Origin of the sequence: Pseudomonas sp. Irchel s3f19 (assembly GCF_900187555.1) — a bacterium.
In the GTDB taxonomy this organism is placed as follows: domain Bacteria; phylum Pseudomonadota; class Gammaproteobacteria; order Pseudomonadales; family Pseudomonadaceae; genus Aquipseudomonas; species Aquipseudomonas capeferrum.
Map to the genome: position 1 here is coordinate 840,847 of NZ_FYDW01000002.1, position 18,457 is coordinate 859,303.

Sequence of the window (18,457 nt, forward strand, 5' to 3'; positions counted from 1 at the left end):
TCAAACTCAAGATTTCAATGCTTCGGCCAGTTTCGCGATTTTGCCGCGAACAGAGCCATCGATTACCAGGTCACCAGCGCGGATGACGACGCCGCCAATCAGGCTGGCATCCTCCGACGCGTGCAGGCGCACTTCCTGGCCTAACCGTGCACTGAGAACCTTGGCGAGTTTGTCTTGCTGTTCTTGGTTCAACGCGAAGGCACTGGTGACTTCCACGTCCACGGATTTCTCTTGCTCGGCCTTGTACAGGTCGAACAGAGCGGCAATCTCCGGCAGAAGCAGGAGACGGTCGTTTTCCGCGGCAACATGAATGAAATTCTGTGCCTGTGCATTGAACTTGTCACCGCACACGTCAATGAACGTGGCGGCCTTTTCTGCGCTCGTCAGTCGCGGGGCCTTGAGCAGGCGCTGCATGGTGTCGTCTTGCGACACCGCAGCAGCCAGGCCGAGCATGGCTGACCAATTGGCCAGTTGCTGATGGGCCTGGGCATGCTCAAAGGCAGCCTTAGCGTAAGGTCGGGCCAACGTGGTCAGTTCTGCCATGATCGCCCTCGCTTAAATTTCAGCGGCCAGTTTGTTAACCAGCTCCGCATGCGCGTTTTGATCGATTGTGGCGCCAAGGATCTTTTCAGCACCGCCAACGGCCAGGGCACCCACTTGGGCACGCAGGGCGTCTTTAGCGCTGTTCAGTTCCTGTTCGATCTCGGCCAGAGCCTGAGCCTTCACACGGTCAGCTTCGACGCGGGCCTGATCACGGGCTTCCTCGACAAGCTGAGCAGCGCGTTTCTTGCTTTGCTCAATGATTTCGGCTGCCTGTGCTTTAGCTTCACGCAGTTGCTGACCCGCTTTCTCTTGGGCCAGCTCCAGGTCGCGAGCTGCGCGGTTGGCAGCGTCCAAGCCGTCGGCAATCTTCTTTTGACGCTCTTGCAGAGCAGTGATGACCGGAGGCCATACGTACTTCATGCAGAAGAGTACAAAAATCAGGAAAGCAACGGATTGGCCAATCAGGGTTGCATTAATGTTCACGCCAACACCTCGCTCGGTCTTAATTCATCACAGCACATCAACTCGTTGTGACGAGTGATTAGCCGGCGATCTGACCAACGAAGGGGTTCGCGAAGGTGAAGAACAGAGCAATACCAACACCGATCATGGTTACGGCGTCGAGCAGACCGGCAACGATGAACATTTTGACCTGCAGCATCGGAACCATTTCTGGTTGACGAGCAGCGCCTTCCAGGAATTTGCCGCCCAGCAGGCCGAAACCAATGGCGGTACCCAGAGCACCCAGGCCGATCAGCAGAGCAACAGCGATAGCGGTCAGACCAACTACAGTTTCCATCTTTCCTCCCGACTTTTACGTCGTATTGGTTAGGTTTTTAGTTTGAAGCGGTAAAACAAATCGTGAGTACAGCTGCCCTTGCGGACTTTTTAAGCCCTCCCCCCGTACCGGCGGGGAAGGCTATCAGACACGCCAGGCGGTCTTAATGGTTATCTTCGTGCGCCATCGACAGGTAGACGATGGTCAGCATCATGAAGATGAAAGCTTGCAGGGTGATGATCAGGATGTGGAACACAGCCCACGCCCATTGCAGCACCACACCCAGGCCGCTCAGCCACAGCAGGCCCGAGCCGAACATGACGGCGATCAGGATGAACACCAGCTCACCGGCGTACATGTTGCCGAACAGACGCAGTGCCAGCGAGATCGGCTTGGCGATCAGGGTGACGAATTCCAGCAGGAAGTTCACCGGGATCAGCAGGGCTTGAACGAAGATGTTCTTGCTGCCGAACGGGTGCAGGGTCAGCTCACCGATGAAGCCGCCCAGGCCCTTGACCTTGATGCTGTAGAAGATGATCAGGGCAAACACGCTGAAGGCCATGGCCAGGGTCGCGTTCGGGTCGGTAGTCGACACGGCGCGGAACGGAATGTGCGGATCACCGGAGATCAGGATGGCCAGCTGAGGAATCCAGTCGACCGGTACCAGGTCGACGGCGTTCATCAGGAATACCCAGACGAAGATGGTCAGTGCCAGCGGAGCGATCACCGGGCTACGGCCGTGGAAGGAGTCCTTCACGCTGCCGTTGACGAAGTCGACCATCACTTCGACGAAGTTCTGCAGGCCGCCGGGTTGGCCGGAGGTCGCCTTCTTCGCCGCCATGCGGAAGATGAACAGGAAGATCAGACCCAGCGCAACGGACCAACCCAGGGTGTCCAGGTGGAACGCCCAGAAGCCCATTGCCTTGGCTTCTGCAGCCGAATGGGCAAAGCCCCAGCTGCCGTCTGGTAGTTGACCGTAGGTCAGGTTCTGCAAGTGGTGCTGGATATAGCCCGAAGCGGTTTCTGCTGCCATGGTTGCCTCAAACGCCCTAAGGTCTCGAAAGTCTTTTATTCATTAGCAGTGGCGCGAACCAGCTGACCATTAGGGTCAGCAGGAAGACGCCGAATACTGCTAACGGCGCCAATGGCTTCACTCCTGCGAAGGTCAATGCAAACAGCACTGCCGTCAAAATCATTTTGCCTGCCTCGCCAGCGTAGAACGACTTGACGATGGCCTGCGCTGCCCGGGCTCCGCTAAAGCGAAACGCCTTCCAGGCGAAATACACATTGGGTAGCCAGGCAATCAAACCTCCGCAGAGACCTGAATATCCACTGACCGCCCCTTTCCACTGCCACACCACCAAGGTTGCCAGCAGAAGTACTACACATTGAGTCAACAGTACCGGAAAAACCGCCCAGCGATGGAAAGGCAAGCGGTTTGGCGTGCGGATTTCCATCACAACTGCTCCTCGGAAGTCGACCAACAAGTCAGCCATGACTTGGCATAATTTGTGCCGACAAAATGCGCGCAGAGTATAGGGGTGGATTAACCCCTATTCAACTCTTCGGTAGTGATTTCCGACTGCGCGCTACAACAGGAATTGTTTCAGCGGATGTGAGCAAGGACGCCTTGCAACTCGTCAAGCGAGTTGTAGCGAATAACCAACTGCCCTTTGCCCTTGTTCCCATGACGGATCTGCACGGCCGAGCCCAGGCGCTCTGCGAGCCGCTGTTCAAGGCGTGCGATATCCGGATCAGGTTTGCTCGGTTCGACCGGATCAGGCTTGTCACTGAGCCACTGACGTACCAGTGCCTCGGTTTGGCGCACGGTGAGGCCACGTGCGACAACATGACGCGCCCCCTCCTCCTGACGATTCTCTTCAAGGCCGAGCAAAGCGCGAGCATGACCCATCTCCAGGTCGCCATGGGCGAGCATGGTCTTGATCGCTTCAGGCAGCGTGATCAGGCGCAACAGGTTGGCCACGGTAACCCGCGACTTGCCAATGGCATCGGCCACCTGCTGCTGGGTCAGTTCGAACTCCTGCTGCAGGCGCTGCAGGGCGAGGGCCTCTTCCAGCGGGTTGAGGTCTTCGCGCTGGATGTTCTCGATCAGCGCCATGGCGATGGCCGCCTCGTCCGCCACTTCGCGGACCATGGCCGGCACGGTGTCCAGGCCAGCCTGCTGGGTAGCGCGCCAGCGGCGCTCACCGGCGATGATCTCGTAGCGGTTGTCGCCCACCGGGCGAACCACGATCGGCTGCATCACGCCATGGGTGCGAATCGAGTGCGCGAGTTCTTCCAGCGCCACCGGGTCCATGTCGCGACGCGGCTGGTACTTGCCACGCTGGATCAGCTCGACCGGCAGGTGTTGCAGTTCCTTCTGGTCGATCTTGACAGCCTGCTCTTCGAGCGCGCTGACGGAAGGACCACTGAGCAGAGCATCCAACCCACGTCCGAGACCTCGTTTCTTAACGGCCATACGGATTCCTTAAGTTGTTTGTGCAGTGCGTGATGGACGGCGCTGACGGCGCACCAGTTCCCCGGCCAGGGCCAGATAAGCCAGCGCACCACGCGACTGCTTGTCGTAGGCCAGGGCCGGCATGCCGAAGCTCGGGGCCTCGGCCAGGCGAATGTTGCGCGGGATGACCGTGTCGTACAGCTGCTCGCCGAAGTGCTCCTTGAGCTGGGCCGAAACATCGTTGTTCAGGCTCAGGCGCGGATCGAACATAGTCCGCAGCAGGCCTTCGATCTTCAGCTCCGGGTTCAGCCGGGCGGCAATGCGCTTGATGTTATCCACAAGGTCGCTGAGGCCTTCCAGTGCGTAGTACTCGCACTGCATAGGGATGATCACCCCATCGGAAGCCACCAACGCGTTGAGGGTCAGCATCGACAACGACGGCGGGCAGTCGATGAGAATGAAGTCGTAGTTCTCGCGGATCGGCGCCAGGGCGTTGCGCAGGCGGCTTTCCTTGACCTGCATTTCCAGCAGCACCACTTCGGCGGCGGTCAGGTCACGGTTGGCCGGCAACAGCTGGAAACCACCGTGCTCGGAGTAATGCATGGCCTGAGCCAGGTCGCATTCCCCGATCAGCAAGTCGTATACCGAGTGCTCGAGCTCGTGCTTGTCGACACCGCTGCCCATGGTGGCGTTGCCTTGCGGATCGAGGTCGATCAGCAGCACACGACGTTTGGTCGCGGCCAGCGATGCCGCGAGATTGATACAGGTGGTGGTCTTGCCCACACCACCTTTCTGGTTCGCGATTGCGAATACCTTAGCCATTGATGCGCGTGTTCCCAGTCATGCCTTGCGGCGCAGTATCAGCAGATGGCGCTGGCCCTGGCAACCTGGAACGGTCAGGGCCTGCTCGCTTTCCACTGTGAAGTCTGCGGGCAATGCTACCAGTTCATCGGCAGGATGCAGCCCCTTCATTGCAAGCCATTGCGTCCCGGTGTCGCCCAGATGGCGGGTCCAGTTGGTGAAGTTCTCCATGCTGCTGAAGGCACGCGAGATGATTCCGCTGAACGGTTGCGCCGGTTTGAAGGCTTCAACCCGGCTGTGGATAACCTGCAGGTTGTCCAGCTTGAGCTCCATTTTCACCTGGGTCAGGAAGCGGGTCTTCTTGCCGTTGCTGTCCAGCACCGTCACCCGCTTGTGCGGGTGCAGGATAGCCAAGGGAATGCCCGGCATGCCACCCCCGCTGCCGACATCCAGCCAGTTATCGCGCTCGCTGTGGATAAACGACATGACGCTGAGGCTGTCGAGCAGGTGCCGGGAAACCATCTCGTCCGGATCGCGCACGGCAGTGAGGTTGTAGGCCTTGTTCCATTTGATCAACAGGGCCAGGTAGCCCAGTAGCATCGTGTGCTGCTGCGCGCTCAGCTCGATGCCGAGCTGGCGCGCGCCTGTGGACAATTCTTCGGCGTGTTGCGGGGTGACCAGGGAACTCAAGCGCTTTGCTCCAATTCGCGGCCTGCGCCGCGTTTTTTCAGATGAATCAGCAGCAGCGAAATGGCCGCTGGCGTCACACCAGGAATACGCGAAGCCTGGCCCAGCGTCTCGGGACGGGTCTGGCCGAGCTTGCCCTGGATCTCCTTGGACAGGCCGGAAATCGTGGTGTAGTCGATATCCACAGGCAGGCGGGTATCTTCACTGGCGCGCAGACGGGCGATCTCGTCCTGCTGGCGGTCGATGTAGCCCGCGTACTTGGTCTTGATCTCGACCTGTTCGGCAACCTGTGGGTCGATGGCATCCCCCCCGGTAGCCTCGATCAGGCCGGCGTAATCCACTTCTGGCCGTGCCAACAGGTTGAGCAGGCTGTATTCGTGGCTCAACGGCGTACCGAACTTATCCACAACCGCCTGCCCCTGCGGGGTATTAGGGCGAACCCAGGTCGACTTGAGGCGCTGTTCCTCACGCTCGATGCCATCACGCTTGGTGCAGAACGCCGCCCAACGCTGGTCATCGATCAGGCCCAGTTCACGGCCTTTCTCGGTCAGACGCAAGTCGGCGTTGTCCTCGCGCAGGATCAGCCGGTATTCGGCACGCGAGGTGAACATGCGGTACGGCTCCTGGGTACCCAGGGTGATCAGGTCGTCGACCAGTACGCCGATGTACGCCTCGTCGCGGCGCGGGCACCAGCTTTCGCGGCCTTGCGCACGCAGCGCAGCGTTGGTACCGGCCAGCAGGCCTTGCGCACCGGCTTCTTCGTAACCGGTGGTGCCGTTGATCTGGCCGGCGAAGAACAGGCCGCCGATGACTTTGGTCTCGAGGCTGTACTTCAGGTCACGCGGGTCGAAGTAGTCGTACTCGATGGCATAACCCGGGCGCACGATGTGGGCGTTTTCCATGCCGCGGATCGAACGCACCAGCTCCAGCTGCACATCGAACGGCAGCGAAGTCGAAATACCGTTGGGGTACAGCTCATGGGTGGTCAGGCCTTCCGGCTCGATGAACACCTGGTGGCTTTCCTTGTCGGCGAAGCGATGGATCTTGTCTTCGATCGACGGGCAGTAGCGCGGGCCGACGCCTTCGATCACACCAGAGTACATCGGCGAACGGTCGAGGTTCGAGGCGATGATCTCGTGGGTACGTGCGTTGGTGTGGGTGATCCAGCAGCTCACCTGGCGCGGGTGCATCTGGGCATTGCCCATGAACGACATGACCGGGATCGGTGTGTCGCCCGGTTGTTCGGTCATCACCGAGAAGTCCACCGAGCGGCCATCGATACGTGGCGGGGTACCGGTTTTCAGTCGGCCGACGCGCAGCGGCAGTTCACGCATGCGGTGTGCCAGCGCGATCGAGGGCGGATCGCCGGCGCGGCCGCCGGAATGGTTTTGCAACCCGATGTGGATAAGCCCACCGAGGAAGGTACCGGTAGTCAGCACCACGGATTCGGCGAAGAACCGCAGGCCCATCTGGGTTACCACGCCTTTGACCTGGTCCTGTTCGACGATCAGGTCGTCGCAGGACTGCTGGAATATCCACAGGTTTGGCTGGTTTTCCAGGATTTCGCGAACCACTGCCTTGTAGATGGCGCGGTCAGCTTGCGCTCGGGTGGCGCGTACGGCCGGGCCTTTGCGGTTGTTCAACACGCGGAACTGAATGCCGCTCTTGTCGGTGGCCAGCGCCATGGCGCCGCCGAGCGCATCGATCTCTTTGACCAGATGGCTTTTGCCAATACCGCCAATCGCGGGGTTGCAGCTCATGTGACCGAGGGTTTCCACGTTGTGGGTCAGCAGCAGGGTTTTGACACCCATGCGTGCAGACGCAAGCGCAGCCTCGGTACCGGCATGGCCGCCGCCGATGACGATCACTTCAAAACGGGAAGGGAAATCCACCACGCACCTCGTGCCTGTTTTTGCGAATAGAGAAGGTAAGCCGACAAGTATAGGGACTTACCCCCTTGCAAAGGAACCGTTTGCGCAAAATTTGATCAGGCTGTGGATGAGTGGCAAACAACAGAAATCAAAGAATAAGAATTTAAAAAGCTTTGTTTTTATGTTTATTCTTACGCACACACCTTTCTGTGGATAAGGTTACACAGGCCTTATCTGGCGCTGTGTACAGAGAAATTAAACCCTGTTATTCAAGTGCCATGAGGGCTATGGATAACGTCATTTAACCTGTGGATTAAATGCCTATTTACCCACAGGCCGGTTTTTCCTCAAGAAAAAGAGTGGGTTATCAAGAGACCTGAAGGTGGGTTATCCCCAGGGTAAAGGCGCACCTATTTTCACCTGTGGATGAAAAAAACCAGGATCTGGACGGCCTTCTTGGCCAACGCACAGCCAGTGAGGTGACTGACGAGCAAAAAAAAACCGCTCCCGAAGGAGCGGCCTGGTGTCGCCAATGGCCTTGTGAAGGCCTGTGGATTACTTGCCGATGCAGAAACTGGAGAAGATACGCCCCAGCAGGTCATCCGAGCTGAACGCCCCTGTGATCTCTCCCAGGGCGTGCTGAGCCTGGCGCAGGTCCTCTGCCAGCAGTTCACCGGCGCCAGCCAGGGTCAGCTGCGCACGGCCATGCTCCAGGTGATCGCTGGCCTGGCGCAGGGCATCCAAGTGGCGCCGGCGGGCACTGAAACCGCTCTCTGCAGTCTGTTCGTAGCCCATGCAGGCCTTGAGGTGGTCACGCAGCAGCTGCAAGCCGCTATCGTCATCCTTGGCGCTGAGGGTGATAGTCACATGGCCGTCGTCACACTGCTCCAGGCCCACGGGTTCACCGCTGAGGTCGGCCTTGTTACGGATCAACGTGACGTTGCCAGGGTCCGGGCGCTGATCGAGGAACTCCGGCCAGAGGGCGAAGGGATCGCTGGCTTCGGGTGCCGTGGAGTCGACCACCAGCAATACACGATCAGCTTCGCCAATGGCCTTGAGCGCCCGCTCGACACCTATCTTTTCCACATGGTCATCGGTATCACGCAGGCCTGCGGTGTCCACCACGTGCAACGGCATGCCGTCGATGTGGATATGTTCACGCAGGATATCCCGGGTGGTGCCGGCGATGTCGGTGACGATGGCCGCTTCGCGACCGGCAAGGCGGTTCAGCAGGCTGGATTTACCCGCATTCGGGCGGCCGGCGATCACCACCGTCATACCATCGCGCAGCAGCGCGCCCTGCCCGGCTTCGCGTTGTACTGTGGACAACTCGCTGCGCACGGTATCCAGCATCGACAGCACGTGGCCATCGGCGAGGAAGTCGATCTCCTCCTCCGGGAAGTCGATCGCCGCCTCCACGTAGATGCGCAAGGCGATCAGCGCCTCGGTGAGGCTGTGCACACGCTTGGAGAACTCCCCCTGCAGCGAGCGCAAGGCATTGCGCGCCGCCTGGCTGGAGCTGGCCTCGATAAGGTCGGCGATCGCCTCGGCTTGTGCCAGGTCGAGCTTGTCGTTGAGAAACGCACGCTCGCTGAACTCACCCGGGCGGGCCAGCCGGCAACCGAGTTGTACACAGCGCTGCAGCAGCATGTCCAGGACCACAGGCCCGCCATGCCCCTGGAGCTCGAGCACATCTTCACCGGTGAACGAGTTGGGCCCTGGGAAGTACAAGGCGATGCCTTCGTCCAGCACCAGGCCCTGGTCATCGCGAAACGGCCCGTAATGGGCGTGGCGAGGCGTCAGGGTACGGCCGGTGATGAGCTGGCCTGCCTGGGCAGCCAACGGGCCGGACAACCTGACAATGCCCACGCCTCCGCGGCCCTGGGCGGTAGCGATGGCGGCGATGGTCTCACGCACAGTGTTCATGCTCGAAAGCCTCTACGACAAAAAACGACAGATAGCAAAAACGCCCCACTAGGGGGCGTTTTTATTCACAGACTAGCAGCCCGTCAAGCAGCAGCTTTCTTGCTCGCTGCTTCGATACGGCGGGTGATGTACCACTGCTGGGAAATCGACAAGCAGTTGTTCACAACCCAGTACAGCACCAGACCAGCCGGGAACCACAGGAAGAAGAAGGTGAAGATGATTGGCATCATTTTCATGACCTTCGCCTGCATCGGGTCCGGCGGCGTCGGGTTCAGACGCTGCTGAATGAACATGGTGGCGCCCATGATGATAGGCAGGATGAAGAACGGATCCTTGATCGACAGGTCAGTGATCCACAGCATCCATGGGGCCTGGCGCATCTCGACGCTTTCCAGCAGTACCCAGTACAGGGCCAGGAATACCGGCATCTGAACCAGGATCGGCAAGCAGCCACCCAGCGGGTTGATCTTCTCTTTCTTGTACAGCTCCATCATCGCCTGGGACATCTTCTGGCGATCATCGCCGAAGCGTTCCTTCAGCGCGGCAAGCTTTGGCGCCACGGCACGCATGCGCGCCATCGAGCGGTAGCTGGCAGCCGACAGCGGGAAGAACAGGCCTTTGATGAGCATGGTCAGCACGATGATCGACCAGCCCCAGTTACCCAGCAGGCTGTGGATATGTTGCAGCAGCCAGAAGATCGGCTGGGCAATGAACCACAGGAAGCCGTAGTCGACGGTCAGTTCCAGGCCTGGGGACAACTCCTTGAGCTTGGATTGGATCTTCGGGCCGGCGTACAGCATGGCGCTGGTTTCGACCTTGCCGCCAGCAGGGACGCTGATGGCCGGGCCGGTGTAACCGATGATGTAGTTGCCTTGGCTGTCCTTGCGGGTCTGGACAACGTTGTTGTCAGACTTGGCCGGGATCCAGGCGGTTACGAAGTAGTGCTGCAGCCAGGCGACCCAGCCGCCGGACACATTTTCTTTCAAACTACCTTTGTCGATGTCTTTCATCGACACTTTCTTGTACGGCTCGGCAGCTGTCCACAGGGCGGCGCCCAGGTAGGTGGCGGTGCCGGTTGCCGTGCTCGAAGACGGATCGCCACTGGCGTCACGCTTGAGCTGGGCAAACATGTTGCCGCTCCAGGGCTGTGCGCTCTGGTTGTCGATCAGGTAGCTGACAGTCAGGTCGTACTCACCGCGCTTGAAGCTGAAGCGCTTGATGTAGTTCACACCGTTGTCGCTGAACTTCAGGTCGACCACCAGTTGTTCCTGGCCATCGGCCAGCTGGTAGCTGCGCTGCTCGGCCGCGTACAGCGGGCGACCAGTGGAACGGGCGTCCGGGCCGTTGGCGCCGGTCAGGCCGCTCTGGGCCAGGTACACACGCTCGCCGCCATTGTCGAACAGCTGGAACGGAATGTTCGGGTGGTCCTGACGGCGTGGGTACTTCGGCAGGTTCAGCTGGACGATGTCACCACCGACCGGGTCGATAGCCAGTTCCAGAACATCGGTCTTGACCCGGACCAGATCCTTGCTGAGTGCGACCGGTGCCAGTTCGGCAGGGCTCGATTCGGCGTTGGCGCTCGGTACATCGGCGCTGGCACCGTTGTTACCGGCCGGCACGCCATCGGGCAAGCCCGGAGCAACAGTGCTGGCAGCAGTATTCTGAGTCGGCAGGGCAGCTTGGCCGTAGTCATCGTTCCACTTCAGGACCATGACGTAGGACACGACTGCCAGCGCGGCGATCAGGATCGTGCGTTTAATATCCATGATTACTCGGCTATCGAAGAAGTTCGGGAGGAAGGAGCGGGTGGAACGGGGTCGAAACCGCCGTCGTTCCACGGATGACAACGCCCCAGGCGACGAACGGCCAGCCACCCACCACGCCAGAGGCCATGGTTTTCGATGGCTTCGTAAGCGTAACAGGAGCAGCTGGGGAAGAAACGACAGTGATTGGCCATCAGTGGACTGATGGCATAACGGTAAAACTGGATCGGAACGAGTGCCAGTTTACGCATCTTGGCTGTCTACCCCTGCGGAATCGGCGCTAACCGCTGGAGATGGCCGGCTGCGCGCCAGGCGTTTCCAGAGCTTGCCAAAGTGTTGATGCAATTCCGGGTTTTCTACCTCACCCAATCCCTTGCGCGCGACGATCACGATGTCCAGGCCAGCGAGTATCTGCTGGTTCAGACGAAAGGAATCGCGCATCAAGCGCTTGAGGCGATTGCGTTGAACGGCGAGCTTGACGCTCTTCTTGCCAATCACCAGGCCAAGGCGTGGATGATCGAGGCCGTTCTCGCGAGCAAGGATCAGCAGGTTTTTCCCTGGAACCTTGCCGGTTGGGGAGTCGAAGACCGCTTTGAAATGTCGGGGTGTAAGCAGTCGCTTTTCCCGACTGAAGTCCTGACTCACCACCTGTGCCGAAAAATCAAATGGCCAGACGCTTACGGCCTTTGGCACGACGACGCGACAGAACAGCGCGGCCGTTCTTGGTAGCCATACGAGCACGGAAACCGTGAGTGCGCGCGCGCTTGATGGTGCTTGGTTGGAAAGTACGTTTCATGGCGTGTTACCTGGGTTTGTCGACGACGGCCGGGATGGCCCCCTTTTTAAGAGACCGGCGATTCTAGAGAAAGCAAGGCAATAGGTCAATTTCCAACCAGTCATTCCTTATAGACGGCGTGATGCGTTTGCTCGGCCAGCGGTTGCCCAGACACGAGCCATTCGGGATCCCCCCACCGTGGATAACATGATAAAAAAGAAGAGACATTTAAAAAGCTTTCTTAAAGAACTTATAAATCTTAAGTGGATAACTTTCTGTGGATAACATCCTACAGCCCAGAAAAATCGGGCTGTACAGAGTTTTGAAACCCTGTCGGTATCCGGTGCTGCGCTTGTGCTGCGCCTGCGTAGAATCTGTGTATAAAAACGCGCTTTATCCACAGTTGAATTATCCACAGATTTCGACCCAGGGTTGTGCATAGCCCTCAGGTACTGTTATCCACAGGGTTTATGCACAGCTGTATAAAGACGTTTTGGTCGATAAATGGCTGTTTTGCCATGACTCCTAACGTATCCACATGTGGATAACTGATCGCTCGACCGGTACAATGGCGGTTTGCTTTTGCCTCATCCGGCTTTCAAACTCAGGGGATATCCGTGTCAGTGGAACTTTGGCAGCAGTGCGTGGAGCTTCTGCGCGATGAACTGCCTGCCCAGCAATTCAACACCTGGATCCGTCCGCTACAGGTCGAAGCCGAAGGCGACGAGTTGCGCGTCTATGCGCCTAACCGTTTCGTTCTCGATTGGGTCAATGAAAAGTACCTGGGTCGTCTGCTCGAACTGTTGGGTGAAAACGGCAGCGGCATTGCACCTGCCCTTTCCTTATTAATAGGCAGCCGTCGCAGTTCGGCGCCGCGTGCCGCCCCCAATGCGCCTGTCAGTGCCGCTGTGGCTGCTTCGCTGGCGCAGACCCAGGTACACAAGGCTGCGCCCGCTGTTGTGTCGGCAGAACCTGCCGCTGCACCGGTAGACCCTGTGCTGGTCAACGAGGTGGCTGAGCCGTCGTCGCGCGACAGCTTCGATGCCATGGCCGAGCCTGCGCCGGTGCCGGCTACCAGCACCCGTACCGAACAGCGCACCGTTCAGGTTGAAGGCGCGCTCAAGCACACCAGTTACCTGAACCGTACGTTCACCTTCGACACGTTCGTCGAAGGTAAGTCGAACCAGCTGGCGCGTGCGGCTGCCTGGCAGGTCGCCGACAACCCCAAGCATGGCTACAACCCGCTCTTCCTTTATGGCGGCGTCGGCCTGGGCAAAACCCACTTGATGCATGCTGTGGGTAACCACCTGCTGAAGAAAAACCCGAATGCCAAGGTGGTCTACCTGCACTCGGAGCGTTTCGTCGCCGACATGGTCAAGGCGCTGCAGCTCAATGCCATCAACGAATTCAAGCGCTTCTATCGCTCGGTCGATGCGCTGCTGATCGACGATATCCAGTTCTTCGCCCGCAAGGAGCGCTCGCAGGAAGAGTTTTTCCACACCTTCAACGCCCTGCTCGAGGGCGGCCAGCAGGTGATCCTCACCTCCGACCGCTACCCGAAAGAAATCGAAGGCCTGGAAGAACGCCTGAAGTCCCGCTTCGGCTGGGGCCTGACCGTTGCAGTCGAGCCGCCAGAGCTGGAAACCCGTGTGGCGATCCTGATGAAGAAGGCCGACCAGGCCAAAGTCGAGCTGCCGCATGACGCAGCCTTCTTCATTGCCCAGCGCATCCGGTCCAACGTCCGTGAACTTGAAGGTGCACTGAAGCGGGTGATTGCTCACTCGCACTTCATGGGCCGCGACATCACCATCGAACTGATTCGCGAATCGCTGAAGGATCTGCTGGCACTGCAGGACAAATTGGTCAGTGTGGATAACATCCAGCGCACCGTGGCCGAGTACTACAAGATCAAGATCTCCGATCTGTTGTCCAAACGGCGCTCGCGCTCTGTCGCGCGCCCGCGCCAGGTGGCCATGGCCCTGTCGAAGGAGCTGACCAACCACAGTCTGCCGGAGATCGGCGACATGTTTGGTGGTCGCGACCACACGACCGTGCTGCACGCCTGCCGCAAGATCAACGAACTGAAGGAATCCGACGCGGACATCCGCGAGGACTACAAGAACCTGCTGCGGACGCTGACGACCTGATGGCCGTCTGCGCAGCTAATTGAAGGCAAGGGACTAGACCATGCATTTCACCATTCAACGCGAAGCCCTGTTGAAACCCCTGCAACTGGTCGCCGGTGTCGTCGAGCGCCGTCAGACCTTGCCGGTCCTGTCTAACGTATTGCTGGTTGTGCAAGGCCAGCAGCTGTCGTTGACCGGTACCGACCTGGAAGTCGAACTGGTAGGCCGCGTGCAACTCGAAGAGCCAGCCGAGCCTGGCGAAATCACTGTCCCGGCGCGCAAGCTGATGGACATCTGCAAAAGCCTGCCGAACGACGTCCTGATCGATATCAAGGTCGACGAGCAAAAACTGTTGGTCAAGGCCGGCCGCAGCCGCTTTACCCTGTCGACCCTGCCTGCCAATGACTTCCCGACTGTGGAAGAAGGCCCGGGCTCGCTGACCTGCAACCTGGAGCAGAGCAAGCTGCGCCGCCTGATCGAGCGCACCAGCTTCGCCATGGCCCAGCAAGATGTTCGCTACTACCTCAACGGCATGCTGCTGGAGGTATCGCGTAACACCCTGCGTGCGGTGTCTACCGATGGTCACCGCCTTGCACTGTGCTCGATGAGTGCACCCATCGAGCAGGATGATCGCCATCAGGTCATCGTGCCGCGCAAAGGTATCCTTGAGCTGGCGCGTCTGCTGACCGACCCTGAAGGCATGGTCAGTATCGTCCTGGGGCAGCACCATATCCGCGCGACCACCGGCGAATTCACCTTCACCTCCAAGCTGGTGGACGGCAAGTTCCCTGACTACGAGCGCGTATTGCCCAAGGGCGGCGACAAACTGGTGGTGGGTGATCGTCAGGCACTGCGCGAGGCCTTCAGCCGTACTGCCATCCTGTCCAACGAGAAGTACCGCGGTATTCGCCTGCAACTGGCCGCTGGCCAATTGAAGATTCAGGCCAATAACCCGGAACAGGAAGAAGCTGAAGAAGAAATCAGCGTCGACTATAACGGCAGCGCGCTGGAAATCGGCTTCAACGTCAGCTACCTGCTGGACGTGCTGGGCGTCATGACAACCGAGCAGGTGCGTCTGATTCTGTCCGACTCCAACAGCAGTGCGCTGCTGCAGGAGGCTGGCAATGATGATTCGTCCTACGTTGTCATGCCAATGCGTCTGTAACCTGTAGCAGAGCGAATGTCCCTTCGACGTATCATGGTCACCGCGGTGCGCAACCTGCACCCGGTGACCCTCTCACCTTCTCCCCGCATCAACATCCTCTACGGTGCTAATGGCAGCGGCAAGACCAGTGTGCTTGAAGCTGTGCACCTGCTTGGGCTGGCGCGGTCCTTCCGCAGTACGCGTCTTAACCCCGTCATCCAATACGAGCAGCCAGCGTGCACCGTGTTTGGCGAGGTCGAGTTGACGTCGGGAGGCACCAGCAACCTGGGGGTATCTCGTGAACGGCAAGGCGAGTTCACAATTCGCATCGACGGGCAGAATGCCAAAAGTGCTGCGCAGCTGGCCGAACTGTTGCCATTGCAGCTGATCAACCCAGACAGTTTCAGGTTGCTGGAGGGCGCCCCGAAAATTCGCCGCCAGTTCCTGGATTGGGGAGTGTTCCACGTGGAACCTCGGTTTTTGCCTGCCTGGCAGCGTCTGCAGAAGGCGCTCAGGCAGCGAAACTCGTGGTTGCGGCATGGTACACTTGACCCAGCTTCGCAAGCCGCCTGGGACCGGGAATTGTGCCTGGCCAGCGCGGAAATAGATGAATACCGTCGCAACTACATCATGGCCTTGAAGCCCGTCTTCGAGCGAACCCTGAGCGAACTGGTCGAGCTTGACGGGTTGACCCTGAGCTATTACCGAGGCTGGGACAAGGACCGGGAACTCAACGAAGTACTCGCCTCCTCTCTCCTTCGTGATCAGCAGATGGGCCATACCCAGGCTGGTCCGCAGCGTGCTGATCTACGACTTCGATTGGCTGCCAACAACGCAGCCGACATTCTGTCGCGAGGGCAGCAGAAACTTGTGGTGTGTGCGCTACGCATTGCCCAAGGGCACCTCGTCAGTCAGGCTCGCCGTGGTCACTGTATTTATCTCGTGGATGATTTGCCGTCAGAACTGGACGAGCAACACCGCCGCGCATTGTGCCGCTTGCTTGAAGAATTACGCTGCCAGGTGTTCATCACCTGTGTAGATCACGAATTACTGAGGGAAGGCTGGCAGACGGAAACGCCAGTTGCTTTGTTCCACGTGGAACAAGGCTGTATCACCCAGACCCACGACCATCGGGAGTGAAGGCATGAGCGAAAATCAAACGTACGACTCCTCCAGCATCAAGGTGCTGAAAGGTTTGGATGCCGTACGCAAGCGTCCCGGCATGTACATTGGCGACACCGATGATGGTAGCGGCCTGCACCACATGGTCTTCGAAGTGGTCGACAACTCGATCGACGAAGCCCTCGCCGGTCATTGCGATGACATCACCGTCATCATCCACACGGATGAATCCATCAGCGTGCGCGACAACGGTCGCGGCATTCCGGTTGATGTGCACAAAGAAGAAGGCGTTTCCGCAGCGGAGGTCATCATGACCGTGCTGCACGCCGGCGGTAAGTTCGACGACAACTCGTACAAAGTTTCCGGCGGCCTGCACGGCGTGGGTGTTTCTGTAGTGAACGCTCTGTCCGAAAAGCTGGTACTGACAGTACGTCGCAGCGGCAAGATCTGGGAGCAGACCTACGTTCATGGTGTCCCCCAGGCGCCGATGGCGATTGTCGGTGACAGCGAAACGACCGGTACCCACATCCATTTCAAGCCTTCGGCTGAGACGTTCAAAAACATCCACTTCAGCTGGGATATCCTGGCCAAGCGGATCCGTGAGCTGTCGTTCCTCAACTCGGGCGTCGGCATTCTGCTCAAGGACGAACGCAGCGGTAAGGAAGAGTTCTTCAAGTACGAAGGTGGCCTGCGGGCTTTCGTCGAGTACCTGAACACCAACAAGACGCCGGTTAACACCCAGGTATTCCACTTCAGTGTTCAGCGTGAAGATGGCGTGGGCGTTGAAGTCGCCCTGCAGTGGAACGACAGCTTCAACGAGAACCTGTTGTGCTTCACCAACAACATTCCGCAGCGTGATGGCGGTACTCACCTGGTGGGCTTCCGTTCTTCGCTGACCCGTAGCCTGAACAGTTACATCGAGCAGGAAGGCCTGGCCAAGAAGAACAAGGTCGCAACCACCGGCGACGACGCCCGTGAAGGCTTGACCGCGATTATCTCGGTCAAAGTCCCGGACCCCAAGTTCAGCTCCCAGACCAAGGACAAGCTGGTCTCCTCGGAAGTGAAGACTGCCGTGGAACAGGAGATGAACAAGTACTTCTCGGACTTCCTGCTGGAAAACCCGAACGAAGCCAAAGCTGTTGTCGGCAAGATGATCGACGCTGCCCGAGCGCGTGAAGCGGCGCGCAAGGCGCGTGAGATGACTCGCCGTAAAGGCGCACTGGACATCGCTGGCCTGCCTGGCAAGTTGGCTGACTGCCAGGAAAAGGACCCTGCCCTTTCCGAACTGTACCTGGTGGAGGGTGACTCCGCAGGTGGCTCGGCCAAGCAAGGTCGCAACCGTCGCACCCAGGCTATCCTGCCGCTGAAGGGCAAGATCCTCAACGTCGAGAAGGCTCGCTTCGACAAGATGATCTCGTCCCAGGAGGTCGGCACGCTGATCACTGCGCTGGGCTGTGGTATCGGTCGCGAAGAGTACAACATCGACAAGCTGCGTTATCACAACATCATCATCATGACCGATGCTGACGTTGACGGTTCGCACATCCGTACCTTGTTGCTGACCTTCTTCTTCCGTCAGTTGCCTGAGCTGGTCGAGCGTGGCTATATCTATATTGCCCAGCCACCGTTGTACAAGGTGAAGAAAGGCAAGCAGGAGCAGTACATCAAGGACGACGAGGCCATGGAAGAATACATGACCCAATCGGCCCTGGAAGATGCCAGCCTGCACCTGGACGAGTCGGCGCCAGCGGTTTCCGGTGTACAACTGGAAAGCCTGGTGAACGAGTTCCGTGGTGTGATGAAGACCCTCAAGCGTTTGTCGCGCCTGTACCCACAGGAGCTGACCGAGCACTTCATCTACCTGCCGGAAGTCACCCTGGAGCAGTTGGGCGACCACGCTGTGATGCAGGCCTGGCTGGCCAAGTTCCAGGAGCGTCTGAGCAATACCCAGAAGTCGGGCCTGGCTTACAATGCCAGCCTTCGCGAAGACAAAGAGCGCAATGTCTGGCTGCCGGAAGTGGAAATCACCTCGCACGGTCTGGCCAGCTACATCACGTTCAACCGCGATTTCTTCGGCAGCAACGACTACCGTACCGTGGTCAACATCGGTGCCAAGCTGTCCAGCCTTCTGGGTGAAGGTGCCTATGTTAAGCGCGGTGAGCGTCGCAAGGCGATTGTCGAGTTCAAGGAAGGCCTGGACTGGCTGATGAACGAGAGCACCAAGCGCCACACCATCCAGCGATACAAAGGGCTGGGTGAGATGAACCCGGACCAGCTGTGGGAAACCACCATGGACCCAACCGTGCGCCGCATGCTCAAGGTCACTATCGAAGACGCGATCGCTGCCGATCAGATCTTCAACACCCTGATGGGTGACGCGGTGGAGCCTCGCCGCGAGTTCATCGAAAGCAATGCGTTGTCGGTGTCGAACCTGGACTTCTGATCAGGTTCAGACAACCGCCA

18 protein-coding genes are annotated in these 18,457 nt (G+C 58.9%); 4 read left to right on the top strand and 14 right to left on the bottom strand.

Features of this window, described 5'->3' with window-relative positions:
* Positions 1-6 precede the first annotated feature (6 nt).
* From CKW22_RS07725 to rpmH, 14 genes are all read right to left on the bottom strand, one after another.
* Complete coding sequence (locus CKW22_RS07725) at positions 7-543, bottom strand: F0F1 ATP synthase subunit delta (RefSeq protein ID WP_003253191.1); 537 nt, start codon at positions 541-543, stop codon at positions 7-9.
* Between the two features lie 12 nt (positions 544-555).
* Positions 556-1,026, bottom strand: coding sequence for a F0F1 ATP synthase subunit B (locus CKW22_RS07730; protein WP_003260032.1), 471 nt, complete (start codon positions 1,024-1,026; stop codon positions 556-558).
* Positions 1,027-1,084: 58 nt separating this feature from the next.
* Positions 1,085-1,342: a F0F1 ATP synthase subunit C gene (gene atpE, locus CKW22_RS07735; RefSeq protein ID WP_003097235.1), complete on the bottom strand. Its 258-nt coding sequence runs from the start codon at positions 1,340-1,342 to the stop codon at positions 1,085-1,087.
* 142 nt (positions 1,343-1,484) lie between these two features.
* Positions 1,485-2,354, bottom strand: coding sequence for a F0F1 ATP synthase subunit A (gene atpB, locus CKW22_RS07740; protein ID WP_033702435.1), 870 nt, complete (start codon positions 2,352-2,354; stop codon positions 1,485-1,487).
* A 16-nt stretch (positions 2,355-2,370) separates the two neighbouring features.
* Positions 2,371-2,778: a F0F1 ATP synthase subunit I gene (locus tag CKW22_RS07745; RefSeq protein ID WP_033702436.1), complete on the bottom strand. Its 408-nt coding sequence runs from the start codon at positions 2,776-2,778 to the stop codon at positions 2,371-2,373.
* A gap of 149 nt (positions 2,779-2,927) precedes the next feature.
* Complete coding sequence (locus CKW22_RS07750) at positions 2,928-3,800, bottom strand: ParB/RepB/Spo0J family partition protein (protein ID WP_033702437.1); 873 nt, start codon at positions 3,798-3,800, stop codon at positions 2,928-2,930.
* 9 nt (positions 3,801-3,809) lie between these two features.
* Complete coding sequence (locus CKW22_RS07755) at positions 3,810-4,601, bottom strand: ParA family protein (protein WP_027592075.1); 792 nt, start codon at positions 4,599-4,601, stop codon at positions 3,810-3,812.
* Between the two features lie 18 nt (positions 4,602-4,619).
* Positions 4,620-5,270: a 16S rRNA (guanine(527)-N(7))-methyltransferase RsmG gene (gene rsmG, locus CKW22_RS07760; RefSeq protein WP_033702438.1), complete on the bottom strand. Its 651-nt coding sequence runs from the start codon at positions 5,268-5,270 to the stop codon at positions 4,620-4,622.
* Positions 5,267-7,159, bottom strand: a complete 1,893-nt coding sequence (gene mnmG / locus CKW22_RS07765) for a tRNA uridine-5-carboxymethylaminomethyl(34) synthesis enzyme MnmG (protein ID WP_033702599.1) — start codon at positions 7,157-7,159, stop codon at positions 5,267-5,269. Before mnmG ends, rsmG begins: the two co-directional genes overlap by 4 nt.
* A 534-nt stretch (positions 7,160-7,693) precedes the next feature.
* Positions 7,694-9,064: a tRNA uridine-5-carboxymethylaminomethyl(34) synthesis GTPase MnmE gene (gene mnmE, locus CKW22_RS07770; RefSeq protein ID WP_033702439.1), complete on the bottom strand. Its 1,371-nt coding sequence runs from the start codon at positions 9,062-9,064 to the stop codon at positions 7,694-7,696.
* Between the two features lie 83 nt (positions 9,065-9,147).
* Positions 9,148-10,830 carry a membrane protein insertase YidC gene (gene yidC, locus CKW22_RS07775; RefSeq protein ID WP_033702440.1) on the bottom strand — a complete coding sequence of 561 codons (1,683 nt, stop codon included), beginning with the start codon at positions 10,828-10,830 and terminating at the stop codon, positions 9,148-9,150.
* Positions 10,831-10,832: 2 nt separating this feature from the next.
* Complete coding sequence (gene yidD, locus CKW22_RS07780) at positions 10,833-11,078, bottom strand: membrane protein insertion efficiency factor YidD (RefSeq protein WP_015268406.1); 246 nt, start codon at positions 11,076-11,078, stop codon at positions 10,833-10,835.
* Positions 11,071-11,475, bottom strand: a complete 405-nt coding sequence (gene rnpA, locus CKW22_RS07785; RefSeq protein ID WP_077068714.1) for a ribonuclease P protein component — start codon at positions 11,473-11,475, stop codon at positions 11,071-11,073. Before rnpA ends, yidD begins: the two co-directional genes overlap by 8 nt.
* Before the next feature lie 13 nt (positions 11,476-11,488).
* Positions 11,489-11,623: a 50S ribosomal protein L34 gene (gene rpmH / locus CKW22_RS07790; protein WP_003253163.1), complete on the bottom strand. Its 135-nt coding sequence runs from the start codon at positions 11,621-11,623 to the stop codon at positions 11,489-11,491.
* Between the two features lie 596 nt (positions 11,624-12,219).
* Here rpmH and dnaA point away from each other — a divergent pair.
* From dnaA to gyrB, 4 genes are read left to right on the top strand one after another with little or no spacing between them, the layout of a single operon-like run.
* A complete protein-coding gene (gene dnaA / locus CKW22_RS07795) occupies positions 12,220-13,749 on the top strand; it encodes a chromosomal replication initiator protein DnaA (RefSeq protein WP_095063957.1) in 1,530 nt (509 codons plus the stop codon).
* Positions 13,750-13,789: 40 nt separating this feature from the next.
* Positions 13,790-14,893, top strand: a complete 1,104-nt coding sequence (gene dnaN / locus CKW22_RS07800) for a DNA polymerase III subunit beta (protein WP_027592068.1) — start codon at positions 13,790-13,792, stop codon at positions 14,891-14,893.
* A gap of 15 nt (positions 14,894-14,908) precedes the next feature.
* Positions 14,909-16,012 (top strand): DNA replication/repair protein RecF, encoded by a 1,104-nt coding sequence (gene recF, locus CKW22_RS07805; protein WP_033702443.1) that lies wholly within the window; start codon positions 14,909-14,911, stop codon positions 16,010-16,012.
* Between the two features lie 4 nt (positions 16,013-16,016).
* On the top strand, positions 16,017-18,437 hold the full coding sequence (gyrB, locus tag CKW22_RS07810) for a DNA topoisomerase (ATP-hydrolyzing) subunit B (protein ID WP_033702444.1): 2,421 nt from the start codon (positions 16,017-16,019) through the stop codon (positions 18,435-18,437).
* Positions 18,438-18,457 lie beyond the last annotated feature (20 nt).